Annotated in this window: 27 protein-coding genes and 1 tRNA gene; 20 read left to right on the forward strand and 8 right to left on the reverse strand. The window is 66.6% G+C overall.

Translation table 11 applies throughout. The features are described 5' to 3' along the window. Positions 1–19: 19 nt before the first annotated feature. From ACQR1B_RS03750 to ACQR1B_RS03775, 6 genes are all read left to right on the forward strand, one after another. Complete coding sequence (locus ACQR1B_RS03750; protein WP_434834188.1) at positions 20–577, forward strand: HNH endonuclease; 558 nt, start codon at positions 20–22, stop codon at positions 575–577. A 258-nt stretch (positions 578–835) separates the two neighbouring features. Further along, on the forward strand, positions 836–1,129 hold the full coding sequence (locus tag ACQR1B_RS03755; protein ID WP_434834187.1) for a hypothetical protein: 294 nt from the start codon (positions 836–838) through the stop codon (positions 1,127–1,129). 311 nt (positions 1,130–1,440) lie between these two features. After that, entirely contained in the window at positions 1,441–3,399 is a 1,959-nt protein-coding gene (locus tag ACQR1B_RS03760; protein WP_434834186.1) for a putative bifunctional diguanylate cyclase/phosphodiesterase, read from the forward strand. Positions 3,400–3,829: 430 nt separating this feature from the next. Then, complete coding sequence (locus ACQR1B_RS03765) at positions 3,830–4,894, forward strand: AraC family transcriptional regulator (protein WP_434834185.1); 1,065 nt, start codon at positions 3,830–3,832, stop codon at positions 4,892–4,894. Positions 4,895–5,246: 352 nt separating this feature from the next. Continuing rightward, complete coding sequence (locus ACQR1B_RS03770; RefSeq protein WP_434834184.1) at positions 5,247–5,576, forward strand: hypothetical protein; 330 nt, start codon at positions 5,247–5,249, stop codon at positions 5,574–5,576. A 461-nt stretch (positions 5,577–6,037) separates the two neighbouring features. Next, the gene (locus tag ACQR1B_RS03775; protein WP_434834183.1) at positions 6,038–7,297 is read left to right on the forward strand and encodes an Hsp70 family protein; all 1,260 of its coding nucleotides are present in this window, start codon (positions 6,038–6,040) and stop codon (positions 7,295–7,297) included. A gap of 9 nt (positions 7,298–7,306) precedes the next feature. On the opposite strand, the gene ACQR1B_RS03780 is transcribed toward ACQR1B_RS03775, so the two are convergent. Both ACQR1B_RS03780 and ACQR1B_RS03785 read right to left on the reverse strand, forming a co-directional pair. Continuing rightward, positions 7,307–8,896 carry a hypothetical protein gene (locus ACQR1B_RS03780; RefSeq protein ID WP_434834182.1) on the reverse strand — a complete coding sequence of 530 codons (1,590 nt, stop codon included), beginning with the start codon at positions 8,894–8,896 and terminating at the stop codon, positions 7,307–7,309. Between the two features lie 329 nt (positions 8,897–9,225). Continuing rightward, the gene (locus ACQR1B_RS03785; RefSeq protein WP_434834181.1) at positions 9,226–10,743 is read right to left on the reverse strand and encodes a hypothetical protein; all 1,518 of its coding nucleotides are present in this window, start codon (positions 10,741–10,743) and stop codon (positions 9,226–9,228) included. Positions 10,744–11,065: 322 nt separating this feature from the next. Between ACQR1B_RS03785 and ACQR1B_RS03790 the strand changes: the two genes are divergently transcribed. The 7 genes from ACQR1B_RS03790 (at position 11,066) to ACQR1B_RS03820 (ending at position 16,930) form a co-directional block, all read left to right on the forward strand. Then, the gene (locus ACQR1B_RS03790) at positions 11,066–11,623 is read left to right on the forward strand and encodes a GNAT family N-acetyltransferase (protein WP_434834180.1); all 558 of its coding nucleotides are present in this window, start codon (positions 11,066–11,068) and stop codon (positions 11,621–11,623) included. A gap of 228 nt (positions 11,624–11,851) precedes the next feature. After that, positions 11,852–12,022 carry a Flp family type IVb pilin gene (locus ACQR1B_RS03795; protein WP_434834179.1) on the forward strand — a complete coding sequence of 57 codons (171 nt, stop codon included), beginning with the start codon at positions 11,852–11,854 and terminating at the stop codon, positions 12,020–12,022. Positions 12,023–12,517: 495 nt separating this feature from the next. After that, on the forward strand, positions 12,518–13,963 hold the full coding sequence (locus ACQR1B_RS03800; RefSeq protein WP_434834251.1) for an FAD-binding oxidoreductase: 1,446 nt from the start codon (positions 12,518–12,520) through the stop codon (positions 13,961–13,963). Then, on the forward strand, positions 13,960–14,403 hold the full coding sequence (locus tag ACQR1B_RS03805) for a DUF4383 domain-containing protein (protein WP_434834178.1): 444 nt from the start codon (positions 13,960–13,962) through the stop codon (positions 14,401–14,403). Before ACQR1B_RS03800 ends, ACQR1B_RS03805 begins: the two co-directional genes overlap by 4 nt. Beyond that, positions 14,400–15,503, forward strand: a complete 1,104-nt coding sequence (locus tag ACQR1B_RS03810; RefSeq protein ID WP_434834177.1) for a hypothetical protein — start codon at positions 14,400–14,402, stop codon at positions 15,501–15,503. Before ACQR1B_RS03805 ends, ACQR1B_RS03810 begins: the two co-directional genes overlap by 4 nt. After that, the gene (locus tag ACQR1B_RS03815; protein WP_434834176.1) at positions 15,487–15,792 is read left to right on the forward strand and encodes a hypothetical protein; all 306 of its coding nucleotides are present in this window, start codon (positions 15,487–15,489) and stop codon (positions 15,790–15,792) included. Before ACQR1B_RS03810 ends, ACQR1B_RS03815 begins: the two co-directional genes overlap by 17 nt. Positions 15,793–15,958: 166 nt before the next feature. After that, positions 15,959–16,930, forward strand: a complete 972-nt coding sequence (locus tag ACQR1B_RS03820) for a S1C family serine protease (protein WP_434834175.1) — start codon at positions 15,959–15,961, stop codon at positions 16,928–16,930. A gap of 20 nt (positions 16,931–16,950) precedes the next feature. Here ACQR1B_RS03820 and ACQR1B_RS03825 read toward each other — a convergent pair whose 3' ends face one another. Continuing rightward, on the reverse strand, positions 16,951–17,307 hold the full coding sequence (locus tag ACQR1B_RS03825; protein ID WP_434834174.1) for a hypothetical protein: 357 nt from the start codon (positions 17,305–17,307) through the stop codon (positions 16,951–16,953). A gap of 56 nt (positions 17,308–17,363) precedes the next feature. On the opposite strand from ACQR1B_RS03825, the gene ACQR1B_RS03830 reads away from it, so the two are divergent. From ACQR1B_RS03830 to ACQR1B_RS03845, 4 genes are all read left to right on the forward strand, one after another. Then, positions 17,364–18,428, forward strand: coding sequence for a phospholipase (locus tag ACQR1B_RS03830; RefSeq protein ID WP_434834173.1), 1,065 nt, complete (start codon positions 17,364–17,366; stop codon positions 18,426–18,428). 166 nt (positions 18,429–18,594) lie between these two features. Beyond that, complete coding sequence (locus tag ACQR1B_RS03835) at positions 18,595–19,956, forward strand: hypothetical protein (RefSeq protein ID WP_434834172.1); 1,362 nt, start codon at positions 18,595–18,597, stop codon at positions 19,954–19,956. 4 nt (positions 19,957–19,960) lie between these two features. Further along, the gene (locus ACQR1B_RS03840; protein ID WP_434834171.1) at positions 19,961–20,776 is read left to right on the forward strand and encodes a hypothetical protein; all 816 of its coding nucleotides are present in this window, start codon (positions 19,961–19,963) and stop codon (positions 20,774–20,776) included. A gap of 92 nt (positions 20,777–20,868) precedes the next feature. Next, positions 20,869–21,075: a hypothetical protein gene (locus ACQR1B_RS03845; protein WP_172111383.1), complete on the forward strand. Its 207-nt coding sequence runs from the start codon at positions 20,869–20,871 to the stop codon at positions 21,073–21,075. Between the two features lie 72 nt (positions 21,076–21,147). On the opposite strand, the gene ACQR1B_RS03850 is transcribed toward ACQR1B_RS03845, so the two are convergent. The 4 genes from ACQR1B_RS03850 to ACQR1B_RS03865 are packed head-to-tail and all read right to left on the reverse strand — an operon-like array spanning position 21,148 to position 23,455. Then, entirely contained in the window at positions 21,148–21,810 is a 663-nt protein-coding gene (locus ACQR1B_RS03850) for a DsbA family protein (protein ID WP_434834170.1), read from the reverse strand. 5 nt (positions 21,811–21,815) lie between these two features. After that, a complete protein-coding gene (locus tag ACQR1B_RS03855; protein ID WP_434834169.1) occupies positions 21,816–22,601 on the reverse strand; it encodes a sulfite exporter TauE/SafE family protein in 786 nt (261 codons plus the stop codon). A 45-nt stretch (positions 22,602–22,646) separates the two neighbouring features. Then, entirely contained in the window at positions 22,647–22,922 is a 276-nt protein-coding gene (locus tag ACQR1B_RS03860) for an LrgB family protein (RefSeq protein WP_434834168.1), read from the reverse strand. Positions 22,923–22,963: 41 nt separating this feature from the next. Next, positions 22,964–23,455, reverse strand: a complete 492-nt coding sequence (locus ACQR1B_RS03865; protein WP_434834167.1) for a hypothetical protein — start codon at positions 23,453–23,455, stop codon at positions 22,964–22,966. A gap of 189 nt (positions 23,456–23,644) precedes the next feature. Here ACQR1B_RS03865 and ACQR1B_RS03870 point away from each other — a divergent pair, with 189 nt between their 5' ends. Together ACQR1B_RS03870 and ACQR1B_RS03875 are read left to right on the forward strand one after the other, a co-directional pair. Next, complete coding sequence (locus ACQR1B_RS03870; RefSeq protein WP_434834166.1) at positions 23,645–23,944, forward strand: hypothetical protein; 300 nt, start codon at positions 23,645–23,647, stop codon at positions 23,942–23,944. Between the two features lie 85 nt (positions 23,945–24,029). Then, positions 24,030–25,115, forward strand: coding sequence for an AbrB family transcriptional regulator (locus ACQR1B_RS03875; RefSeq protein WP_434834250.1), 1,086 nt, complete (start codon positions 24,030–24,032; stop codon positions 25,113–25,115). Here ACQR1B_RS03875 and ACQR1B_RS03880 read toward each other — a convergent pair. Next, positions 25,112–25,651, reverse strand: coding sequence for a disulfide bond formation protein B (locus ACQR1B_RS03880; RefSeq protein ID WP_434834165.1), 540 nt, complete (start codon positions 25,649–25,651; stop codon positions 25,112–25,114). The two genes, ACQR1B_RS03875 and ACQR1B_RS03880, sit on opposite strands and share 4 nt — an antisense overlap. A 174-nt stretch (positions 25,652–25,825) precedes the next feature. Between ACQR1B_RS03880 and ACQR1B_RS03885 the strand changes: the two genes are divergently transcribed. After that, positions 25,826–25,910: transfer RNA gene (locus tag ACQR1B_RS03885), tRNA-Leu, on the forward strand. The last annotated feature ends 52 nt before the right edge of the window (positions 25,911–25,962 follow it).

A 25,962-nucleotide genomic window follows, 5' to 3' on the forward strand; every position in this document is an offset into this window, starting at 1 on the left:
TGGAGGCCAGGAGCGTTACTTGAACGCACATGTCTCGCAAGGCGGTTGGCCGGTGTTGGTGCTGAACGCGGACTTCCGGCCGCTGAGTTATTACCCGCTGTCTCTCTGGTCGTGGCAAGACGCGATCAAGGCGGTGTTCCTCGATCGCGTCAACATCGTCGAGTATTACGACCGTGCGATCCGAAGTCCGTCGTTCGAGATTCAGCTGCCCAGCGTGGTGTCGCTGAAATCCTTCGTCAAGCCGAGCACGCACCCGGCCTTCACCCGCTTCAACGTCTTCCTGCGCGATCGCTTCGTCTGCCAGTATTGCCACTCCGGCGACGACCTCACCTTCGATCACGTCATTCCGCGCAGCAAGGGTGGCCAGACCACCTGGGAAAACGTCGTCGCCGCCTGCTCGCCCTGCAATCTGCGAAAAGGCAATCTGACGCCGCAGCAGGCCAAGATGTTTCCCAAGCAGGCGCCCTACGCGCCGACCGTCCACCAGCTCCACCGCAACGGCCGGCTGTTTCCGCCGAACTACCTGCACGACAGCTGGCTCGACTATCTCTATTGGGACACCGAGCTCGATCCGTAGCGACGGCTGCGTCCCGATGAGATTGTCGCGTGCGAATTCGGATCGTCGGCGACGACGAGATGGCTCACGTCCAGCCAGCACCTGCACTTCGTGGAGGTGACCTAGATCACGTACACCGAGCCGTTGGGCACGACTTTCGGTGGCTTGGCCCGAACGCCGCCCTTCTCCAGCACGACCGAAGATCATGGCGCGAGACGGTGGTCCGAAGCGACCACGCCGGACATCTCGCCATTGATCAAACGGATACAGGAGAAGGACATGAAGCTTTCGGCCAAAATGACGTGTCTGGTCCCGGCATTGCTCCGGATTCCGATCACCGCGTTCACGTTCGCAATCCTCGTGACGGGGCTCGCATCGATGTCGACGGCTGCGACGGCGGCTGAAGGCTGCGATCCGCCCTGTCCCAAAGGGCAGGTCTGCGCGTTCAAGAACGCCAGGGGCGGCAACGGAGAAACGGTCTGCAAGACGCCGATCACCATCGACTGCCCCAACAACGATCCGCTGTGCGGCCTGAAGAAGCCCAAGGGCCCGAGCTCGCTGCGGGTCCGATAGCGGCGCCCGAGACAGTGGCGTCGCCACCCGATCCTGGACGCTCCCATGACCGGCCAGAACATCGCCCGCCGCCCGGCTCGCTTGCAGGGCGGCGGACAACGGCTGCCGATGCGATCGGCTCGAACGTCAGCGGGCCATCATCCATCGCATGATCCGGCCGCAGCGCTGTCGGGGAGCATGCTGGTTCAACGGTATAATATTCCGGATTAACTGCACCTTAGGCCCTTTTTCGGTATTTTCGCGTATTGCCACGCGCGGTGGGCAGCAACCGCGTCTCGTCACCAATCCAATCGGGCCCTCCTCTTTCGCGCATGCAGACCGCACCCACCGATTGCAAGGCGGCGGCGCTCGCAAAGGCTCAGGCGGCGAGCTCACTGCAGAACATCTTCCTGACCCTGTTCGCGAACGTCGCCATTGCAACGTCGCTGGCCCTGCTGATCTATCTGCGGGATGGCAGCGCGCCGATCCTGTGGTGGCTGGCTGCGGCCGTGGCGGTTGCGGTGCTGCGGACCGCATGGGTCTCGCGCCTCAAATCCTCGGGACGCATCGAACGGGATCCGCACCGTGTGCTCCGCAGCCTGACGGTCATGGCGTTGGCCAGCGGCCTCTTGTGGTCGGTGGTCCCGCTGGGGCTCCCGGCGTTCACGAACGAGCACAACGTCAACGACGTCGTCTTCATCATGGCCGGCACGACCACCGGCGCGATCATCCAGAGCCTCGCTTATTCGCCGATGGCGATCGCCTTCGGGGCGCCATTGATGGGTGCGACGATCCTGCGGATGCTGCTCTCCGGGGGTGACGTCGGCCACATCGTCGCCGCTGACATCGCGTTCCTCACCGTCATGCTGTTCCGCGCGTCCCGGCTCGGCGAACGCAATTTCATCGCCAGCCAGAGCACGACCATCGAGGCGACGGTGCTGGCAGAGTCGCTGGCCGAGGCCAACCATGCGCTCGAGCGCCTGGTGCGGACCGACTCGCTGACCGGGCTCGCCAATCGCAGCCACTTCCGCACGGTCGCCGGCGCTGCCTGCGCCGCGGGACACGGCGTCGCCTTCCTCCTGTTCGACGTCGACAACTTCAAGACCATCAACGACACCCGTGGCCATGATGCCGGCGACCGCGTGCTGCAGACGATCGCCGCCCTGCTGCGCGCGGCCTGCGGCGACGATGATCTCCCGGTCCGCCTCGGCGGCGACGAGTTCATCGTGGTGCTGCAGGGCGAGGACGTGGCCGGCCGCGCCGTTGCCCTCGGCGAGCGGCTGATGAGCGCGCTGCTGCGGCCGATCATGATCGCGGGCCAGCCGCTGGGCGTCAGCTGCTCGGTCGGCATCGCGGCGCATCCGGACGGCGCCATCGATTTGGAAGAGCTCTCGGCGCGGGCCGACGCCGCGCTGTATCGCGCCAAGGACGACGGCCGCGCCTGCATGCGGGTGTTCGATGCGAGGATGCAGTGCGCGCTCACGCTGCAGCGAAGGCTCGATGCCGAGCTGCCGGCGGCGCTGGCGCGGCGCGAGCTGCATGTCGAATTCCAGCCGCAGCTCGCGATGGCGACCCGTGAGGTCATCGGCTTCGAGGCGCTGCTGCGCTGGCAGCACGGAAGCGCTGGACTGATCCCGCCGCCGGACATCGTTTCGGCCGCGATCCGGCTGCGCCTGTCGGGACAGCTCACCAAGTTCGTCGGCGAGCGCGTCTGCGCGTTCCTGCGCGCGCTCGACCGCAAGAAGGCGCACGGCATCCGGGTATCGATCAACGTCTCGCCGCGCGAATTCCCGATCCACTCGCCGGCGCAGACGCTCAAGCTGGTCTCGGAGCGCTACGGCGTCGACCCCACGCGGATCGAGATCGAGGTCACCGAGGAGGCGATGTTCGATCCCAGGCGCTGCGCCGACGAGCTGAAGCTGATCGACCGATATGGCTTCGGTCTCGCCATCGACGATTTCGGCGTCGGCCACTCCTCGATCGCCAACCTGATGGCGGTCGAGATCGATACGATCAAGATCGACCGCTCCTTCATCCACGGCATCGCCGGCAATCGACGCGATCAGCAGCTCGTGGCCGCCATCACCGCGGTGGCGCTGCCGCTCGGCCACCGCATCATCGCCGAGGGCGTCGAGCAAGAGGCGGACGCGGAGTGCCTGCGCATGCTCGGCTGCTCCTACGGCCAGGGCTGGCTGTATGGCAGGCCGATGAAGGAGGACGACGCGCTCGCCTGGCTCGTCCGCCATCGCCACGCTGCCGCCGCGGTCGAGCCTTCGCCGCACAGCGCGTAGCCCGCGCCGTTGCATGCACATGGCCCTAGCGGCCGCGGTGTCTCACCGCGCCACGCTTCATGATCTCGCGACACCGTCTGCCCGAGCTACGGCGCCTTCTATTAAAAGTCGCGATCCATTCATAACGCGCCGTTCGGGTGCGCGACCCTTCACTTTCATTATCCCAGGCCGCCAGCACGGCTCCCGTTAGTTTGTCGTCCAACGGGGGCTGGGCGCTCAAAAGAGGTGCTCCCGGAGGCGGACATGCACATGGTGTCAGACGCGCACCTGGCCTCGATGATCGTCGATTTGGCGTTCGGCGGCTTCGTTGGCAGGACGGCCGAGGCCGCGGCAAAGCTGCGCCCCCGGACGGGTGACCGAGCCGGATGGCAATGCGCACATGCCGTCCTGTAACGAGGGACAGGTTTTCCCAACGGACGAGCGACGGGTCATGGGAGACGGGATTACCAAGGCGAGTCTGGTGCCGGGTGGGCTGCCCGACGACCAGTATCGCCTGTTATGGCGTCAAAGCATCGCGCCCTATTTTGATGCTGAACCAGTCGAGAGGCCTGCCCCCGGCCACAAGCTGCCTGATATCCATCAGTACCATCTCGGCGTTGCGGTTCTGGCCAGCTCGAGTTTCCCGGCGCAGCGCTTCAAGCGCGACCGTCGCTGGATGGCTCGCTTCGAAGACTGCGACCATATCCTGTTTCAGCTTCTCCTCGAGGGCCGCAACAGGGTGGTGAATGGAGACGCCGAGTTCACGCAACAACAAGGCAACGTATATGCCGTCAACCTGGCACGGCAGCTCGACGCACAATCGACCGACGCCAGCGTCATGACTTTGGTGCTCCCGCGCACCCTGCTGCGCGAGCATCTTCCCTATCTGAGCGATGCCAGTGGCGCCTTGCTGCCCGATGGCTCCGCCGCGGCCCGGATACTCGTCGACTACCTGGTTTCGCTCTACCGCAATCTGCCCATGGCCGGGCCCGACGAGGCAGAGAGTCTCATTCGCACGACCATGGGACTGATGGATTCCCTGGCGATGTCCGGGGACCTCGAATCGGCAGCCGCAAAGGACGCGTCCTTCGCAGCCATCTGTCGCTATATCGAAAGGCATCTGGGCGACTTCGATCTGGGAACGGAGCAGATCTGCAGGCATTTTCGCTGCTCGCGCTCGACGGTCTACCGGCTCTTCAAGCCGCAGGGGGGCGTGTGGCACCACATCCAGAATCGCCGGCTGATCCGTTGTATGCTGACGATCACGCATCCGAAGATGCGTCATCGCCGCATCTTCGACATTGCCGTCGATTTCGGCTTCGACTCCGCCAGCCAATTCAGTCGGATGTTCCACGACCATTTCGGCATGACGCCGAGCCAGGCCCGCGAAGCAGGCCTGGCTCGGGAATCCGGCCCAATCACGCCGCCACCCGTGGGGACGAACGCGCTCGGCACCGCCGAACTGATGGCGCGTTGGGCAACCTCCTTGACTCGACACTTGCACGGCGGAGCCTAACCGCAACGGATCGATACCTGCATCGTTTCGGGATCCGTGACCACATCGCGATCCTCTGCGGCCCACGCCGGACTGCCGGCCCGTGCATGACCGAGGCCCGACGCCGCCTGTCGCCGAAGCCGGCGCCGGATTGCGTGCGGCGGGCCGTCTTCCTCCAGCCATCATCGTCGGCGCATCCAATGCGAGGTGATCGCATTTGGCACGGATTGAACAGCAATCTGAGACGCCCGCGCAAACGTCGGCCGACGCGACGTGTAATCTCCTCGGCAGATCCAGAGACGGATCGTTCCCGGGCCTGGATCGCAGCGCCGGCACATCGGCACATTCACAATGCAGCCAGAGGAGGCATCACATGGCAAACGCACCTGGTTACACGGTTTGGGGAGTCGTCAATGCGGACGCCTCGATCCAGCCGGGATCGTCAACGAACTTCACCGTTGAGAGCTCGCAACCCGGCGTCTACACGATCAACTTCGATCCGCCGTTCACGGCCCCGCCCGCGATCGTCGGGACCCAGTGTCAGTACGACAAGCCCGGCGCGCCGATCAACGAAAGCACGAAGGACGGCCTGGTGTTCCCGCAGGTGACGGCGAACTCCGCCACCGTCGAGACGGGAAACAGCTTGAGCACCTGGGTGCCCCGCACCTTCTCATTCGTCGCGATGGGCGCGATGAACGCGTAGGAATGCACGCGGCAGTCCTTCTCGGCACGGCCTGCACATTCCTCACCGATCTCGTTCGCCCGCCCACAGATCCGCCGTCCAGCACGAAGGTGACGGCTCGCACCGGTGCCACTGGTGCCGGGTCGAACCGTCACCTCTCCCCTGGCCGAGCCGGTGTCAGCAGCTCGGCTGCTACGTTCTGAATGATTGATATGGGCGCATCAGCGCCGGGGAAACGGTCGCGGCACTCATCACGACCGGCATCCACGGCATCCGGTCGTACGGCGAAATGCAACGCCCTTTTCGCGCTCGTGAGCACCGCGGCGCGCTGGTCACCTGCCGAGCGGGCTCACCCCGTCGCGCGACGAAGGAGCCATGCATCATGTGAGGAATTCTCATGCCGGTCATGCCTCACATTCGCACATGACATTGCACTGCGAAACGGCTAAGCGGACCGCCCCCCGGACTGAAACGAGACGAGCATGGCGGCAGCGGCCCATTGCGGCATCGACTTCGGCACTTCGAACACCACCGTCGGCCTCAGCGATGTTGCCTCCGCACAGCTCATCCCGCTCGAGGGCGAGCAGCGGACGCTGCCGAGCGCGATGTTCTTCGATTTCGAGGACCATGGCGTGCAGTTCGGGCGCGCCGCGATCGAGCGCTATCTGACCGGCCATGACGGCCGCTTCATGCGCGCGCTGAAGAGCATTCTCGGCACCGCGCTGATCCACGAGAAGACCTACATCCGGCAGAAGGCGGTGCCGTTCGCCGGTATTCTCGGCTTCTTCTTCGCGCATCTGAAGACGCAGATCGAGACGCAGCTCGGTCGGGAGGTCACGCAGGTGGTGCTTGGACGTCCGGTGCGCTTCGTCGACAAGGACGACAAGGCCGATGCGGAGGCGCAGGCTGCGCTCGAACAGATCGCGCGCGACCAGGGCTTCAAGGACATCGCCTTCCAGTTCGAGCCGATCGCCGCGGCGCTCGACTACGAGCAGCAGGTGACGCGCGAGGAGCTGGTGCTGATCGTCGACATCGGCGGCGGCACCTCGGACTTCTCGATCGTCCGCGTCTCGCCGGAACGGCGCAGAAAAGCAAATCGCGAGGCCGACATTCTTGCCAATGGCGGCATCCATATCGGCGGCACCGATTTCGACCGGCTGTTGAGCCTCAGAAGCGTGATGCCGCATCTCGGCTATGGCAGCCTGACCGTCGACGGCAAGCGCAATTTGCCGACGCTGTACTATCACGAGCTCGCGACCTGGCACCGCATCAACCAGCTCTACAAGAAGAACGTGCTGAACGAACTGCGCCAGATCCGCTACGAGGCGGAGCGGCGCGACCTCGTCGACCGCTTCATCAAGGTGGTGGAGGAGCATCGCGGCCACACGCTGGCGATCGGCGTCGAGCAGGCCAAGATCGCGCTGACCGCGGCGAAGTCCATCACGCCGGTGCTGTCCGAGAAGGACGACTGGGCGCGCATCAAGTTCACGCGCAAGGCGTTCGACGGCGCCATCGCCGATTCCATCGAGCGAATCTTGCGCACGGTCACGACGCTGCTCCGCGATGCCGGCGTCGAGGCCGCAGCCATCAACACGATCTTCCTCACCGGCGGCTCGAGCATGGTGCCGGCGCTGCGCGAGGCGATCCTGGCGCTGTTTCCGGATGGCCGCGTCGCCGAAACCGACCTGCTCGGCAGCGTCGGCCTCGGGCTCGCGCTCGACGCCCGGCGCAAGTTCGGCTGAGCCGTCGGCTCATTGCGGCGCGGCGGTCGCTGCGGCCGCCGGCTGGCTCTCCCGGACACGCTGCGGTTCAGGGCGCGCCGAGGGACGGGACGACGTCGCGGTCGGGACCACGACGCGCACCGGGCTGCGCTTCGCGGGCGCCGGCGGGGGAGCGGCCGTCGTTCCGGCTCCGGGAGGCGCCGGCCGTGCCGTGCGAATGATGCGCCAGGGCTCCGGATCATCCACAGGCGGACGCGGAGCAACCGACGCGGCTCGGCCCGCGCGGCGCGCGCGGGGACGCGGCGGCTCGTCATGCACGGGTGTCGCAACCGGCGGCGGGACGACGGGAGCCACGACGACAGGAGACGGGACGATCGGAGGCACGACATCGGGGTCCGGGTCTGCGGCCGGCGGCGGATCGCTGGGCGCGCTGCTCGGAGCCGCCGCGACGGTCACTTCCGCCACCTGCTCGGCGACCGGATCGACCGCCGCAGGCGCCGGAGCGGGCGCCTCGACGGGCATCTCCACGCTCTGGACCGAGCCGGTCGTCTCGACCACCGACTGCACACGCAACACGGCATTCGGCACTAGCAGACCGGCGGTGGCGAGCGCGACCGCAAGGCCCCGGCCGAGCCCGACCGTCACGGCGGGGCCATCCAGCGGAAGCAGGCGGCCGACCCGGCACGCGACATCCACGCCGACCACGACGACGAAGGCGGCGAAGCCCAGGCTGCCGCCGACGCTGGGCAGGATCGTCGAGGCCTGGACCAGAAACAGTGTGAGCGCCGCCGCAGCCACCACCGGCTGGACCAGACCGCTCAACCGCTGCGGCGACGACATCCCGAGGAAGCATCCCGCATAATAGGCATCGGCCAGACAGCGATCGCCGGGCCGCAGTTGCTGCAGAATCGCGAGGCCCACGAAGGCCACGGCGGCTGAGGTGAAGATGCGCGGCGCCCGCCCCGAGCCGGCGACGTCAGGCGACCTCAGCGCGACGATGGTCAAGGACGTTCCGGCCATGCACAATGCGAAGATGGCGAGGGAATCGCCGAGACCCTTGTCGAATTGATCGAGACGCCCGAGATGGAGCGCCTCGCCTCCTGGGCCGAGCAGCGGCACAAGGCTGAGGAAGAGAAACGACCCGACCGCGGCGAGTGCGCCGAACCGGCCGCCATAGCCGCTCAACAGCACGACGCGCATGCGCATCTCGATCGCGCAGACGGTGCAGAACACCAGGCCGCAAAACAGCGACAGCAGGATGAACGACGCGCCCGCCGGCAAGCCCGCGCGCGTCACGCTCTCGCTGAGCATCACGATCGATGTCATGCCGCTGAAGCTGCCGCCATAGGCGGACGACGAGAAGGTCGTCGGGATGAGATCCCTGATCGGCTCGATGACCAAGGCAGCGCAGAGCAACAACGTGGCGGTGGCGGACGCAAGTGCCGGCGGCACGCCCGATGCGCTCAGATGCAAGGTCGCGAGGCAGCCGAGACAAGCGCCCGCGAACGAGGCCAGCGGGACCAGGAAGAGCGCCAGAAGCGGCGTCCGCAGATCCTCCCGCCATGCAGGCGGATCGAACGCCTGCGGCGCTTGCGAACCACCCGCATGAAGATCGGCCATTCGCCCCTCACGTCCTCACGGCCATCGGGCGCTGGCGCGCGATGGCTGGGTGAACGCCGCACATCCTGTCCGGCGACCTCGCTTGCAGGCCGTCGTCGTGGGCCGAAGCCGACGAGAGCCCTGTTCCGCCCCGACACATGCGTCATCAGCGCCGCGAGACGCACCGGGACGATGCCTTCAAGAGGCTGCGCCCTGGAAGGAGCCGACAGTCGCGGCACCGACAGGAAGCTGAAGAGATCCTTGATGTGACAAAAGGGCGGAGGAATGCGCCAAAACTATGCCGGAGTGGGGCCACATCGGGCTCCTCGCCTCGGATAAATGTTCGGCCGTCACGGCCCTGCCAACGTCGATGGGTCCGGCCGCCACTCTTCCGCGCGCGACACATCCTGCCGCGCGACCAGGCGCGGCCGCGGTGTCGCGCGCGGCACCACATGCGCCTGGCTGCGCCTGACACGTGGTGGCTGTCCCGTTGCAATGCCCTGGCCGGAGCGGATGATGCGCCGTGGCGGCTCCGCGGACATCGGCAGCGTCGCGCCAGGGGCATCGTCGCCGCGGCCGTGTTCGCCGTCGTCCGGGCGCAATTTCTGTAGCGGCAGATCAGACGTCGCTCCGACACCGGGCGCCGGCTCGCCGGATCCGCCGCTCGAACCGTCGCGAGACTCATCCGGCTCCGCGCGAGCAGAGAGCCGCACGGGCACAGGTCCGATGTGCTCGTCTGCGTTCACGATCGCAGCGGTTGCCCCGGTGGACGCCTGCTCGAGCAGAATTTCGCTCGGCAGCAGCACGCCGAAAATGGCGAGCGCAGCGACGAGGCCGCGCGTCCACGCGATCATGGTCTGGTGCGGTGAATCTCCGGCTTCGACAAACAGCCGTACCGCCGCGTCAACGAAGAGGACCGAAGCGAAGGCAACGTATCCGAGGCTGCCGCCGACGGCGGGCAGGATCGGACAAGTCAGGACCAGCAGCGCCGTCAGCAGAACCACCGCGGCCATCGCCTGCAGCAGGCTGCGCAGCCGGCGCGGCGAGGACATGCCGAGAAAGCAGCCGGCATAATAGGCGTCGGGATCACAGGTCCCGGTCGGCACGAACTGCTGCAACAGCACGAGGCCGGCGAGCGCCACGCCGGCGGCGGCGAAGATGCGCACCGCACGCCGCGATGCTGCAACCGGCGGGCAGCGCAAGGCGGCGATCGTCGCGAACATTCCCGCCGTGCAAAGTGCGAACGTGATCGCGGCCCCGCCGGGTCGCTGCTCCAGCATGCCCCTGCGCAGGATCGGAAACAGCTCGCCCTCGGCGCCGAGCATCTGCGCCAGGCCGACGAACAGCACCGATGCGACGGCAGCGAGCGCGCCCAACCGGCCGCCATAGCCACGGGCCAGGCCACCCCGCAGCCACAGGTCGAGCGCGCAGGCGAGGCAGAACACCAGGCCGCAGAACAGCGCCAGCAGCACGAACACCGCATCGAGCGCCAGACCGGCCCGCAGCGCGCTCGCGTTCAACAAGGTCACGGGAGTCATGCCGACGAGGCTGCCGCCATAGGCGGACGAGAAGAATGCGCCCGGCACCAGATGGGCCGTCCGCGTCAGGATCAGCGACGCGCACAGCAGCAGCGCGACCATGGCGGACGAGACCAGCGGCGACAGCCCCGACGCGCTCAGATGCAGCGTCATCAGACAGCCTATGAAGCCGGCAATGAAGGAGGCCAGCGGCGGACAACACAGTTGGAACAACTCCGAGCCATAGAACGGCACGGCGCGGCTGTGCTGCCGTCCGCGCCATGCGCGTGGACGAACCGTCTGCTCCGCCTGCAAACGATTGAAGTGAGGAACGGTCTCTCCGCGCTTCATGTCGACGGCACTCCGAATCGAATCCACCCAAGACCTGCGTTCTGATCCCGCTGGCGCGATCGCGGACGTTCAGGCGCAACACCGCGCGAGAACCGTCACAGCCACCTGCGGCGGGTTGTACACAGGCTGCATCCATTGCAACTGCGTGTAGTCGACTCATGCACTGCAATGCAGCGTTGTGAGCGGTATCCGGCTCCACCGCGCGACCGAAAGCTCTTGGCAACCTTAACGGGGATCGCGGTCGATGGACCAATGAGATATCACGGGGGCGACGAAAGCCGCCGCGGCTCGCGGCAGAACGTGGTTAACGGCGACCGGCTCCATGCTCACGCCCAAATTGCATACAGATCGCTTGATTCTGCGGCCGCTGGCCCTCGCCGATGCGCCGGCCATCCAGCGTCACTTCGACAACTGGAACATCATCCGTAACCTCGCGGCGGTTGTGCCGTGGCCCTACCCTGCCGACGGCGCCGAGACGTTCGTCAGGCTGCAGCTCGGCAGGATCGCGGCCGGCGAGGAGATCTATCAGTGGGTCCCGGTGCTGCGTGACGGCGATGGCGAGGCGATCGGCAACATCCACTTCCGTCCGCGGATGCAATCCGTGAAAGGCCATCGCGGCTTCTGGCTCGCCGAGCCCTATTGGAATCGGGGACTGATGAGCGAGGCTATCGCTGCCGTGAACGATTTCGCCTTCGGTCCGCTCGGCCTCGATCACTTCACCGTTTGCAATGTCGCGACCAATGCCGCCTCGCGCCGGGTCAAGCAGAAGACCGGCGCCGAATTCGTCGGGCTGATCGAACTCGCCCACCACAATGGCGAGACACGATCCGAGACGTGGATCGTGCGGCGGGAGACGTGGCTGCAACGCCGGCGGCCATGACGCAATCTCCGGCGCCTCAGGCTGCAACCTATGCGGAGGTTCTGCGGACCACGGGCGCGCCGGCTTGGACCGATGGCGTGCAGCGGATCCCGAGGCATACGGAATATAACGACATATTCGGCATCATCCGGAAACTTCGCGAAATGCCGTTCACACTACCTTAGGTTCCAATCCGTATTTTCGCGGGTGTCGTCTCGGGGTTGGATCGACGGGCGTGCGGAGGGGGTCATGAGGAAATTGCTCGTCAAATTTTACGAAGATGAATCAGGTGCGACCGCCATCGAATATGGCCTGATCGCCGTCGGCATCGCGCTTGCCATCATCACGATCCTCAACAAGCTCGGCCTGACACTCGAAGGCATCTTCACGACCCTCTTGACCAAACTGAACGGTGGCTGATCGATCGACTTCGTCTGGATGGCGTTCTCAGGACCGGAGCAATCCGGTCGCCATGGTCGGACGGGCCGGGCCTCGCGCCCGGCCTTTGCTTTTCTGTCGCCCGCTGTCGTCGTACGGACGTTGCGTCAATGCACTCTCCTGGGACAGCCGGATGCGCAATCATGTCTCCGCTGCCATGAAGTGGCCGGCCTGCCCGAGCCAGAGCTTGGCCAGCGCGTGCATGCGCTCGTGGAGATCGACCATTCCAGGAATGCGCAGACGATCGTCGACGGCATGGGCGCGTTCCTCGCTGATCAACTCGGCCGCTACAAGCATACGGAGAGCTACGAGCTGATCGACGTGATGCTGCGCGACGAGCGGGCGGCGTGGATCAAGGACGGCCGCAACGTCCATCCGCCGCCGGCGCGCACGAGCGGCTTCGGAGTGCGGGCCACAAATTTTTTCGAACGTTTACGATGCTGGCGTAGACTCCGAGAGGGCAAGGAGAGTCTGCGCATGATCTCAAGACGACGGTTTCTGCGCACCGCAGGTGCGGCTGCGGCGCTGCCTTTTGCGCAAATGCCGCGGGCGCGCGCCGAATTGCGCACCATCCTCAACGATGCCAGCCGTCTCAATCCGACCCCGGTCGCCAAGCATGTGGTCATCTCCAAACCCGCAACGGACGACCTGATCGCACGCCTGCGCGCCGAGCTGAAGGAGGCTGCCGCAGCAAAGCGCCCGGTGACCGCAGCCGTGGCCCGGCATTCGATGGGCGGCCAGAGCCTGCCGCGCGACGGTACCGCCATCACGCTCGACGGCGGCGCGATCGAACTCGACACGGCGGCGCGGACCTATCGCACAGCAGCCGGCAACCGCTGGTGGGACGTCATTGCCGCGCTCGATGCCAAGGGCTTCTCGCCGGCGGTGATGCAGTCCAACAGCGATTTCGGCGTCGGCAGCACGTTCAGCGTCAATGCCCATGGCTGGCCGGTGCCTTACGGCCCGTTCGGCTCGACGGTGAAATCGATCCGCATGCTGCTGGCCGACGGCACCCTGGTGCAGTGCTCGCGCAGCGAGAATGCCGAGCTGTTCGGCCTTGCGATGGGCGGCTACGGCCTGTTCGGCATCATCGTCGATCTCGAGGTCGAGATGGCGCCGAACCTGCTGCTGGAGCCGCGGTTCGAGCGCATGGCGCCGGAAAAATTCGCCGAGGCGTTTACGCGCAGCATCGATGGAGACGCCAATGTAAGGATGGCCTATGGCCGGATGTCGGTGTCGCGCAAGGCGTTCTTCGACGACGCGCTGCTGGTCACTTTCCGCCCCGCTCCCAATGCTCCGTCAGCCCTGCCGCCGGTCGCGAGCTCGGGCAAGCTCACCGGCGTCGCCAATACGATCTATCGCGCGCAGACCGGGTGGGAGGTCGCCAAGGGCCTGCGCTGGTTCATGGAGACGCGGCTCGGCCCCGCCATCTCCGACAATCACTACACCCGCAACTCGCTGATGGCCGAGCCGGTCGCCAATCTCGCGCAGAAGGACATGCACCGGACCGACATCCTGCACGAATATTTCGTCGCGCCCGAGCGCTTCGGCGAGTTCCTCGCCGCCTGCCGCGAGATCATTCCGAAGGCGCGCGCCGAGTTCCTCAACGTCACGCTGCGCTACGTCGCCGAGGACAAGACGCCGGCGCTCACCATCGCCCCGGTGCGCCGCATCGCCGCCGTGATGTCGTTCTCGCAGATGACGACGCCGGAAGGCGAGATCGACATGCTCAGAACGACCGAGGCGCTGATCGATCGCATCACGGCCATTGGCGGCGCGTTCTATCTGCCCTATCGTCTGCATGCCCGCCGCGACCAGGTCGAGACGGCCTATCCGGCGGTCGGGCGTTTCGTCGCCGCCAAGCGGCAGTATGATCCGAACCTCCTGTTCCGCAACGCGATGTGGGACGCTTATTTCGCATGACGCCATCAGCCACGGAGGGGTTCGCCCTGGACCGCTATCGCATCGCGGCACTCGCGCTCGCCATTGCACTGCTGTTCGCCGCCGCGACCGACTACATCCCCGCCTTCATCGACGCGCAGGGCCGCGTATTCGGCCTGTTCCAGCTCGACATCTACAAGGATGCGCTCCACGTTGCGTCCGGCCTGTGGGCGCTGGCGGCAACGCTGTCGCGGCGCAGCGCCGTGTTCTTCCTGCGCGTGTTCGGCACGCTTTATTTCCTCGACGGTATGATGGGCGTGTTAACCGGTTCGGGCTACCTCGATCTCTCGATCTTCATCGACGGCATCCGCGACACGTCCTGGCTGGTGAAGTTTCTCTCCAGCGTGCCGCACCTCGCGCTCGGTGCGCTCGGCATCGCGGCCGGCTGGTCGCCCTGGGGCGCGAGGCCCGCACTTGCATGAGCCTGCGTCGCAAGATCTTCTATCTGGCCGGTGCGGTCGTGGTCGCAGCAGCCCTCGGCATCACGGCGACGGTGATCAGCGTCGAAGCGGTCTGCACGGCCGACGTGCCGACGCCTTCGGTGACGTCGGCATTCGGCATCACCGATCCCGGCTATGCGAGGTCGCAGGGCGACAGCTTCCTGACCTTTCCCGAATGGTACATCGTTCACGCCTACAGCGATCTCGCCGGTGTGACCGCACGGGGCTCGGAGTCGGACTTCCGCTATCTGTCGAGCATCGCCGGCTTCTGGCGCAGCCTGTGCCGCGCGACGCGGCAGGCGGCGGGATCGGGCCCCGCGACTCAGGACCAGAAGCTGACGAACTACATCATCGGCTTCAGCTTCACCGCCGAGATGGCGCTGCAGGGCGCCTATGAAAAATCCATCGGCGCGATCACTGCGGAGACCACCGACGGCGTCAAGACCGCCGAGGACGCCTTCAACCTGGCGCTGCTGAAGGACTACGCGGCATTCCTCTATCAGACGCCGTGGTACAGATATCCGTTCACCGCCAAGCTCGAGCAGTTCTGGCGCGAGACGCCGTTCGTGCCGTCGGTGCGCGCGGTGGAACGGCGCGGCTCGCTGAGCCTGCAATATGCCGGGCGGGCCGCCTATGCAGCCGTGATCGGCTATGCGGCCGGCTATGATCCCGCGATCCTGACGATCCAGAGCGTCGTCACCGGCGTGGCGGCTACGGAACTGGGCGCGATCCCGGGCGTCAGGGTGATCCGCGAGGTGACCGACGCCAAGGGAGGCAAGGGCGTGCTGGTGCAGACCGAGCGCTACGCCAAGTTCGATGCTTTCGCCAGGGAGCTCGGACGCCATGCCGGCGCCGCGCTCGCGGAAGTGGCCGGCAACCATCGCATCCTGGTCACGATCGTGGTGCCTCCCGGCGATCGGCGGCTGGCAGCCTTCGATGGACTGCCTATATTCAGTATCCCAATCCAGTCCCGTCCCGGCGCCCGCCGCATCGGCGTCGACGTACCGGTCCGCTCGCTGGTTCAGGACATCGCCCGTTTCGAAACCGCCGGTTATACGTTCGAGCATGCCTACGACTATTGACACGCCGCCTTCGTTGCGCGCCCTGCCCATGCGGGGGCTGCTGGTGGTCGCCTTCGCGTGGTTCGCGGGCATGGCCGCGATGGCGCTGGTGGTCAAGCCCGACGCGGTCGTCATCTTCGGACCGGCAGACCGCATGATTCCGGCGATCATCGCCTCCGATGGCGCCTTGCTCGATGCCGGGCGCTTCCACGTGTCGGCACGAACGGGGGCAGCGTCCGTCGGCAGCCTCTATGCGGCCGGGGCGTGGTTGGTCTGGCCGATCATGGCCAGGGGTTGCGGCCGCGGATAGTCGCGCGCAGGCCTCGGCCCGCGGGACGGCGAGGCCCTCGGAACTGGCGCCCGCGCCCAAAAATGTTAAGCTCGCGTCAACGCTGAGGCCGAGACGCGAAATCACGCGACACCAAACAGAAGCTTGGTCGATGCTCCCACGGGTATCGACAGAGCAGGAGAAAGAAATGCCTTCTTTGACCGAATGGAAAGTGCCGTTTGCCTTCCAGCCTCGCGCCGAAGACTACCAATATGATCTCGACCATGCTCTGTCCTCGATCGTGGGCCTGCATTCCATCATTCCATCGGATGCATTCAGCGCGGAAACGCTGGGCACCGAGCGCGCCGGCAATGCAGTCGTGATCGACGACGGCCTGGTGCTGACGATTGGCTATCTGATCACCGAGGCCGAATCCGTCTGGCTGCACCTCAACGACGGCCGGGTGGTCGAAGGCCATGTGCTCGGATTCGATTTCACCACCGGCTTCGGCCTGGTGCAGGCGCTCGGTCAGCTCGACCTGCCGGCGCTGCCGCTTGGATCTTCGGCAGCCACCAAGGTCGGCGATCAGGTCGTGCTCGGCGGCGCCGGCGGCCGGACGCGGTCGGTCGCGAGCCAGATCATCGCCAAGCAGGAATTCGCCGGCTATTGGGAATATCTTCTGGACGAGGCGATCTTCACCCATCCCGCGCATCCCAACTGGGGCGGCACCGGCCTGCTCTCGGCCAAGGGCGAACTGATCGGCATCGGGTCGCTGCAGCTCGAACGCGAACGCGACAGCAAGGCCGAGCACGTCAACATGATCGTGCCGATCGATCTGTTGAATCCGATCATCGACGATCTCAAGCGATTCGGCCGCGTCAACAAGCCGGCGCGGCCCTGGCTCGGCATGTTCGCGACCGAGGTCGACGATCGCGTGGTGGTGATCGGCGTGTCCAACAACGGGCCGGCCGCGCGCGCCGAGTTGAAGGCCGGAGACATCATTCTCGGCATCAACGGCGACATGGTCACGAGCCAGAGCGAGTTCTATCGCAAGCTCTGGGCGCTCGGTAACGCCGGCGTCGACGTGCCGCTGACCGTGCACCATGACGGCGTCGACTTCGACGTTACGGTGGCGTCGACCGACCGCGCTAAGCTGCTGAAGGCGCCGCGGCTGCACTGAGACAGCCGCGGCGCGGCGCATCATGGGGTGACGAGCCAGGCGGCCGCAACGCGCGGCGTGATCGCGTGCAGACTCATCGGATCGCGTACGGCGTCGGCCAGCGCAGCCGACGGCGACGTCATCATGATCCGCATCTGTTGGCCGCTCGGCAGCGATGCGCGCCGTTCGGGAACTTGGTGCTGCGCACCGGCTTTCCTGAGGAGCGGTCCTCGCGCCTGATTTGTCGTTGATCGCGATGCGTCCATGTATTCGCGCCGGCTGGCGAGTTGATCAGCCATCTTGTTGACTTGAATTTGATGCCTCCAAGTTCGCGCTACGCGTAGCGAACACGCGTTCGGAAAATGATCATTGCTCACGCGGCCGATTTTGCGTTGCATGGGAGCGCTCGCGGGCCAGCGGGTGGCAAATTCGACCGCTCGACAGGGAGACGCGCATGACTGACGCCGTGGTGGACGACATCCTCATCATGTTGCCGCCGCTGCTGCAGACGCTCGAAGCCCTGTCCTTCGTCGCGCGCTATCTGAATCCGCCGGATTTCGATCGCGTGATGGCCGACCTCGGTGATCCCGAGCAGACCCTGCATACGGCGCGATCCCATCTCACGTCGTGGCCGGCGGATTTTTCGCAGATCCGCATCGCCTTCGACGGCGCGGCCGACGCCGCGCTGATGTCGTTCGCAGGCCTGCGCGCCGTCCAGCGCGGCGAAGGCGACCTGCTCGACGTCTTCCGCGCCTTGCGTCAATTGCCGCGCGCACTCGAGGCGCTGTTTCCGCTGGCGGCGACGCTGCCGCCGCTGAGCGAGTTCTTCCTCGATCCGGCCGTCGAGGGAGACGGCACGTTGCGCCAGCTGCTGGCGGCGTCCGCCGGCAAGGATGCGGTGTTTCACGACCACAACGAGATCGGCAACCGCGGCGGCTTCTCGCTCTACGTCCCGGAATATTATACGGCCGATCGCGCCTGGCCGCTCGTCATGGCGCTGCACGGCGGCAGCGGCAATGGACGCGACTTCCTGTGGAGCTGGCTGCGCGCCGCGCGCAGCCTCGGCGCCATCCTGGTGGCGCCGACCGCGACCGGCCCGACCTGGGCGCTGATGGGCGAGGACGCCGATACGCCGAATCTGGTGCGCATCCTCGATCTGGTGCGCAGCCGCGTCGCCATCGATCCGGCGCGGATGCTGCTGACGGGCATGAGCGACGGCGGCACCTTCTGCTACGTCAGCGGCCTCGAGCGCACGTCGCCATTCACCCACCTCGCGCCGGTCGCGGCGACGTTCCACCCCTTGATGGCGCAGATCGCCGATCGGGATCGGCTGCGCGGGTTGCCGATCCAGATCGTGCACGGCCGGCTCGACTGGATGTTCCCGGTCGAAATCGCACGGCACACGCAGGATGCCCTGGCCAAATCCGGCGCCCATGTCGTCTATCGCGAGATCGACGATCTCAGCCATTGCTATCCGCGCGAGGTGAATGTGGAGCTGCTGCGCTGGCTGATGAGCTGACGCGGCCTTGTCTTGCGCATGTCTGCTTTTGCACATATCTCGCGAGAGGACCGATCGGCCGGGATCCGCGACGTAATTTCGACGGATTTTCTCCGCATTGGTTACGGCTTGGCCAAACAGCGGGGGCGCTGCTCAGGGCGGATGTGACACCGCCGAAGGACCGCCCATGCTCTCGCCCACTGCGCCCGCCGCGCGTCTGTCCTCCGCCCGTCCCACCTCCGTTGTGCTCGCCGACGGCGTGACCCGTCTCGAGGTCACGCTCAAGCTCACGACCGCGATCCTCGCACTTGCTGCCGGCGTCTACACCTATCTCGGCGTCCGCGAACTGCTCAACGGCAGCCCGACCACGGTGTTCTTCGCGGCGGTGATCTACTCGGTCGCGGTCTCCGTCGGCATCTACGCCTTCTGGGTGTTCATGATGCAGTTCATGCCGCACGTCACCAGCATGATGGGCCGCCTGCTGATGGCCGGCTGCATGCTGCTGGGCTCGCTGATGATCGTCGCGATGTCGTCCTGGCTGAATGCCTCGGCATTGGCCGGCGCCGCGGCCATCCAGCAGCATCTCGCCATCACCGTGCAGAACTACACGCGCGACCTCGACCGCGCCAACAGCCAGGCGATCGCGGCGCAGAGCCTGCTGCCCGACATCCAGCTCGCCTCGTCGCGTTTCGCCAAGCTGGCGGAGGCCGAGCGCGCCGGCTCGCTCACCGGCACCTCAGGCTCGGGCACGGTGGTGCAGCTGCTCACGCAGATGTCGACGCAGCTCGACGGGCTCGGGCAGCAGGTGCAGGATTCCGGCAAACGCGTCTCAGGACTGTACGAGCAGGGCAGCAAGAGTCTCGCCAAGATGCGCGAGCTGATCTCCGACCGCGGCCCGATCGCCACGCGCAGCGACGCCTTTGCCACCGAATCTCTGAACCTGATGGGCGTGATCGCCAATCTGCAGCAGACCTCGGTCGCACCTGCCGTGAGGCGAACGGCGACATCGCTCTCGGCCGGCTTCATCGCGCCCGCCGCAGGCGGACGCAGCGGCGATCTGGCGGAGCGGCAGACGGCCGTCGTCGGCAAGGTCGAAGGCGCCATCGCGACCCAGGCCGCCTCGCTCGCCGACGCCGCCGACAAGATCCTGGCGCTGCCGCGCATCGAGCCGACCCGCTTCCAGACGCTGTCGCCAGCGGAGGCCGTGCTGCGCTATGCCGGCGACTTCATCCCGAGCTGGGCCGGCGCGATCTCCATCGACCTGATGCCGGCGGTGCTGGTCCTCATTCTCTGCGTCGTGCATGCCGCGATCCGCCGCGAAGGACTGCCGGCCGTGAGTGCGTCGAGCCTGACCGCCAGCGACCTCGTCACCGCGCTGCAGATCGCACGCGAGGTCGAAGACGCACGGCGCGCCGCCGAGATGCGGCCGACTGTTGCGCGCGATGAACCGCCGGCCGCGTCGCCGCTCGAACCGCCATCGGCTCCCGTCCCGGCGGCGAGCGCGGAGGAGAACGTGACCTCGCTGTCCTCCGCAAGGATCGGAAAGTAGTCCGGTGGGCTCGGCGCTGAACCGACGCATCCATGCCTGGCTCGCCGGCAATCCCGACGAGAGCATCCTGCGTTGGGTCTTCCGCACGATTGTCGTCGTCACGGTCGTGGTCCTCGTCGCGGATCTGATCGGGCTGAATGAGCCGCATGTCTCGTCCGATGCCGCATCACCTCAGTTCGACATTCGGAAAGAGCCGGATGCACCGGCCGAGGCACCCTCGGTGCTGGCGCCGCTGCTGAAACGGCTGATGCCGCTGCCGAAGAGCGATCCCGCTCTGGAGCAGCCGATCAGCCTCGAGCTGCGCGGCGGCGGACGGCTCTATGCCACCGGCACGATCACGCCCGGCAGCGCCCGCGCCTTCGCCGACGAAGTCGATCGGCACGGCGAATACATCAAGACCGTCGTGCTGAACTCGCCAGGCGGTTCGGTGGCCGATGCGCTCGCGATGGGAAGGCTGATCCGTGCGCGCAAATTCGCCACGGAGATCGAGGCCGGCAAGACCTGCGTTTCGTCGTGCCCGCTGATGTTCGCCGGAGGACTCGAGCGCCGTGCCGGCGAGCGCGCCACCATCGGCGTACATCAGGTCGCCGCGGTCCGCTCCGCCAACGCGGCCCGCTCCGACAACGACATGAGCCTTGCGCAGAACGTCTCGGCGCGCTGCCAGCGCTACCTCAGCGACATGGGCATCGACCTTAAGGTCTGGGTGCATGCGATGGAAACGCCACATGACCAGTTGTTCATCTTCAAGCCCGACGAGCTGAAAGCGCTCAATCTCGTCACCTCCGTGCCTGATTCCCGGCCCGAAAAATCGCGCAGTTAGGATGTCCTGATCGCAACGGACCGGGCACCGCGAAACTGCGGAACCAAGCTTCGACCGCGGCGTTGTTGGCCGTCACACTGGAGAACAAGACTATGCGGACATTCGTGGGAATGATCCTCGGCGCGCTCATCCTGGGATTCGGCGTCTACATCCATGATTCGATGCAGACATCGGAAGTTGCCAACGGGCCAACGGCACAGACGCGCCGGACCATCGTCAACTGGGACGTCGCTGCGGACAGCTGGAATTCGCTGAAGACCCGCGCCCATGACGACTGGGTTCGCATCTCGTCCAAGTAACCCGCGCTTCACCTCCGCTCAAGGCGCCCCGGCTTCGTGTCGAGGCGCCTTTTGCGTGCCTGACGGATTCGACTAGTTGGCCGCCTTGGCCTTGCGCGCATCGGCGATGACCTGCTCGAACTGCGCCATGGTGAGCACGCCGGGCACCCTGAACTTGCCGACGATGAACGACGGCGTGCCGCGGAAGCGCAGGCCCCTCGCTTGCTTGTCGTTGCGCGCCAGCATCGCGTCGATCGCCTTGGCGTTGGTCGCGAGATCGCGCCTGGCGCGATCGACATCTATTCCGGCCTCCGCGAGCAGTTCGTCGATCCGCGGCTCGGTGAGTTTCGAGCTGGTCCCGATCAGCGCGTCATGCGCCTTCGCGTACTTGTCCTGGTATTTGCAGGCCAGCGCCATCCGCGATGCGACGACCGATACCGGCCCGAGGATCGGCCACTCCTTCAGCACCCAGCGCACCTTGCCGTCGTCATGCACGACCTGCTGCAGCTCGGGATCGAGCTTGCGGCAATACGGACAATTGTAGTCGAACCATTCGACGATCGCGATGTCGCCCGACGCGTTGCCGAGCACCGGCGCATCGGCATCGCGCAGCACCGAGGCCTCGTCCGGCTCGTCCGCATCCTGCGCGAGGCCGGCGCGCGGCCACATCGAGAGCGCGGCACCCGCGCCGAGAAGCGTGAGCAGGTCGCGCCGGCTGGTCGCGGGCGTGAGCGCGTTCGATGTCGTGCGTTTCATTGAAGTCAGCTCCAGATATGCAGCAGGCTGCGCGCCAGCATGTACAGCGCCACGGCTGTGATCACGATCGAAAACACCACGTTCAGTGCGCCACGTCGCTCGGACAGATGGCGCGCCAGCCGCGTGCCGGCAAGGCCTCCGGCGATACCGCCGGCGATGAACAGACCGGCGAGGTCCCACGCCACCAGACCCGACCACGCATAGTTCGCCGCCGTGGTGAGCCCGAAGGTCGTCACGGCGACCAGCGACGAGCTCACCGCATTCATGATCGGCATGCCGGTGGCCGCCATCAGCGCCGGCACGATCAGGAAGCCGCCGCCGATGCCGAAGAACCCGGACAGCGTGCCGGTGGCGAGGCCAAAGCCGGCGATGGCCGGGAGATTGGCCATGCTCATCTTCACGTCGGGGATGCCGATGCGCGCCCGCGTCTTCAGCATCAGCATGGCGATCACCATCATCACCAGCGCGAACAGCGCCAGCAGCTTCTGGCCGTCGACCATCTTGCCGAGCAGTGAGCCCGTGAAGGCGCCGACGATGCCCGCCGCCGCGAACAGCGCCGCGATCGGCCAGATCACGGTGCCGCCGCGCGCATGATTGGCGAGGTTGATCGCGGCATTGGTCGCAACCGCGATCGCGCTCGATCCGATCGCGATATGCGGCTCCGGCACGCCGACGACATAGACCATCAGGGGCACCGCCAGCACCGAGCCGCCGCCGCCGACGAGGCCGAGCGAGAACCCGACCATCGCGCCGCACAACAGGCCGAGCACACCTTGGCTAGCAGACATCATGGCGGCAGCACGTTCACTTCCCGCGCGCCAAGGCAAGCCCCAAAATCACCGGACCAACAGTGCGATGGCGAGGGGAACGAGAAACGAGGCGACCAGCGCGCTGAGGCTCACGGCGATCCCGGAGAGGTGCCAGCTGGCATCGACCCGGAACGCGCGCACGGTCCCGAGGCCGCGCGCGGCAAAGTCGGCCGCAAGCCCCCTGGCGCGGACGTCAATGATGCCGAGGCTTGCGATCGTCGGCTCAGAATCTGGCGGCTCTCGCTCAGGTCGGTGCAGATTGCAAACCATCGGCTTCACGCTGCGACGGCGACGGCCGGACACCGTGGTATCCGGACGTCACGCGCATGTCGGGAGGCGCCGGCTCAGGCGGCGCCCTTCAGCTTCTTTGTGCACTCGCTGTAATAGCCGCCGCCCTTCTCGATCCACTTCAGGCCGCCATTGGCGTTGGCCGCCTTGTTGGCGTTGTACTGATCGACGCAGGTGTGCATGCGGGCCTTGCCGGGCGTCTCCTTGGCGTATTTCGGATCCACCGCATTCGGATAGACGGCCGGACCGCTCGGTGCCGCCGCCGGCGCGGCCTCCTTGGCAGCGGACTTCGTTTCCTTGGCGGGCTTGGTCTCGGCGGCGGGAGCAGCCGGGGCTGCAGGCGTTGCGGGGGCTGCGGCCGCGGCATCGCCGCTGCACTGGGCCTTGCGGAAGTCGTTCCACTTCTGGCCGCCCAGCGTGCCGGCCTCCTTGGCCTGCTTGTACTTGGCGCTGCACTCCTGCGCAGTCAGCGCCTGAGCCGGCGCGGCGGCGAAGGCAGCCAGACTGAGAGCTGCGACGGCAACCAATGATTTTGCGTAAAAACTCATCCTCGATCTCCCTGTGGAGCATGATGGAATGGGACCGCAATTTTAGCGGGCGGCCGTTCCACGACAAGGCAGGCGGGCCGGGACACGCGCGAAAATATAATTTGCCTCGCGGACCGATCCGGCTCATGGCATTCACACCGGGTTCAGCATCATCGGGCTTCGCGCCACGCGTTTTTCGAGGACTTCAGCATGACTCTCTCTGCCCGCGCAGCAGCGGCCGCTGCTGCCATCGCCGCCCTGTTGGCCGCGGGCTCGGCCTCGGCGCAGCCGGCACTGACCTTGCCGACAAGGCCCGATGCCGCCACCGACAAATTCGCCACCATGGACAAGCCGGCGCGCCGCGCGATCTCCGTGGCCTGCTCCAAGGAAGCCGACGACCAGGGGCTGCGCGGCAAGGCCCGCGGCAAATTCCGCTCCGCCTGCAAGCGCGACAAGGCCGCGGCCGCAGCAGCGCCGACGCCGACGCCACCGGCGGACAAGCCGAAATGATCCGGCGCCGCCGTCTGCGGCATGCATGGCCGCATCGCAGCGGCGGGAATTGTTCCCGCGCTTCGGTTTTGGCATAAAGCGCGTCGTGCGCCAGATCATCTCCTCCCTCCCCTTCGACCTGCCGAGCCGTGCCAAGACCCTGGGTACGCTCGAGACGCTCGCCCTCGGCACCGCCGGCGGCCTGATCTTCCTCGTCGCCCACCTGCCGGGCGGGCTGATCTCGGGCGCGATGATCGCGACCGCGATCGCCGCCATCGCTGGCCGTCCCCTGGCGATGCCGCCGATCCTGACCCAGACCGTGCTGCTGCTGCTCGGCATCTCGATCGGCGCGGTCGTCTCGCGCGAGCTGATCACCCATGTCAGCGCCTATCCGGTGACGATCGCGCTGCTGGCGCTGGCGACATTCTGCTCGACCTTCGGCTCCAGCCTCTACCTGCAGCGGGTCCATGGCTGGGACCGCACCTCGGCGCTGCTCGCCGGCAGCCCCGGCGCGCTGTCGCAGATCACGATGCTCGCGGTCGAGCGCGGCGCCGACCTGCCGGCGATCGCCGTGGTGCAAACCCTGCGCGTGATCATCCTGACGGCAGCCCTGCCGCTGGTGCTGGCGCTCGCCGGCGTGGCGCCGGCCGCGCCGATCTCGCTCGGTCAGGCTGTCGCCTCGCCGCTCGGCCTGCTCGCGCTGCTGGTGGCATCACTGGCCGCCGCCATGCTGATGCAGCTGATCAAGTTTCCGGCGAGCTGGCTGTTCGGCGCCATGGTCGCGAGCGGAGTCCTGCACGGCACCGATCTCGTCGAGGGCGGCCTGCCGGACTGGATGCGCGGCGTGGCGCTGATCGGCATCGGCGCCCTGATCGGCAGCCGCTTCGCGCGGATGCGGGTGAAGACGCTGGTCGGCCATCTCAGAGCGGCGCTCGGCTCGTTCGCGATCGCGGTCGTGATCTCGGCTGCGTTCGTCACCGTCATCGTGCTGACGACGCATGTCCGCTTCTCCGACACCATCGTCGCCTTCGCACCCGGTGCGATGGATGCGATGATGGCGCTGGCGCTGACCCTGCACATCGACCCGATCTTCGTCGGCGCGCATCATCTGTCGCGCTTCGTGTTCGTCACCATCGCCACCCCCGGCATCGTCCATCTGTTCGGACGGCCGCAGGAGGATGTCGACGATTAGGTGGCGATCGGCTTCCGAATCGCGCCCCAGCCGGCGATGGCGGCGATGAGCAGCGAGATCAGCACGCTGTAACCGGCCAAGGACAGGCCGAGGAAGCGCCACTGCACCTCGTCGCAGCGCACGACATGGACGCTGTCGAGCCGCTCCAGCAGGTTGCCGGCGCTGCCGAGATTGCCGATCGGGCCGGTGCATTCGGTCGGCCCCGGCCAGAAACCCCATTCGACGCCGGCGTGATAGACGCCGAGCCCGGCATTGCCGAGCGCAGCCAGCGCGACCAGGCCGAGCCCGGCCCAGACCAGCCCGCGCGGCGCGCCGCGGCCGGCCAGCAGCGCGATCACCAGCCCAAGCGGGACGATCGCATAATACGCCCAGCGCTGCTTCAGGCAGAGTTCGCAGGGCTGCAGGCCCCAGACCAGCTGCATGTACCAGGCCCCCGCCAGGACCGCCGCTGCGATGCCGGCCGCGAGCAGCGCCGCCGTCACCGCCGGGCTCATGGCCCCCGCCGCCGGGCGCGCCATCACAGACATATTGGTCATCGGTCCTCCCCCAACGGGCAAGCGTCCGGCCCCCACACCGGGCCGTTCCGGCTCCTACTCCCGCCAGCGAAAGCTGTCGAGATGCGCGCCCATCACGTCCGTGCGGGTTGACCCGGCCCGGCCGCCCGCTATAGTCCGCCCGCTTCGCCGGTTCCTGCACGGGCCCGCGCGAATGCCCCTGTGGCGGAACTGGTAGACGCGCTCGACTCAAAATCGAGTTCCGCAAGGAGTGCTGGTTCGATTCCGGCCAGGGGCACCACGCTTCGCCCTGCGGGCTGCGCGTGGCGCGGCCGTGATGGACGCGAATTTCT

The organism is Bradyrhizobium oligotrophicum (assembly GCF_051168495.1).
Lineage (GTDB): Bacteria > Pseudomonadota > Alphaproteobacteria > Rhizobiales > Xanthobacteraceae > Bradyrhizobium > Bradyrhizobium oligotrophicum_A.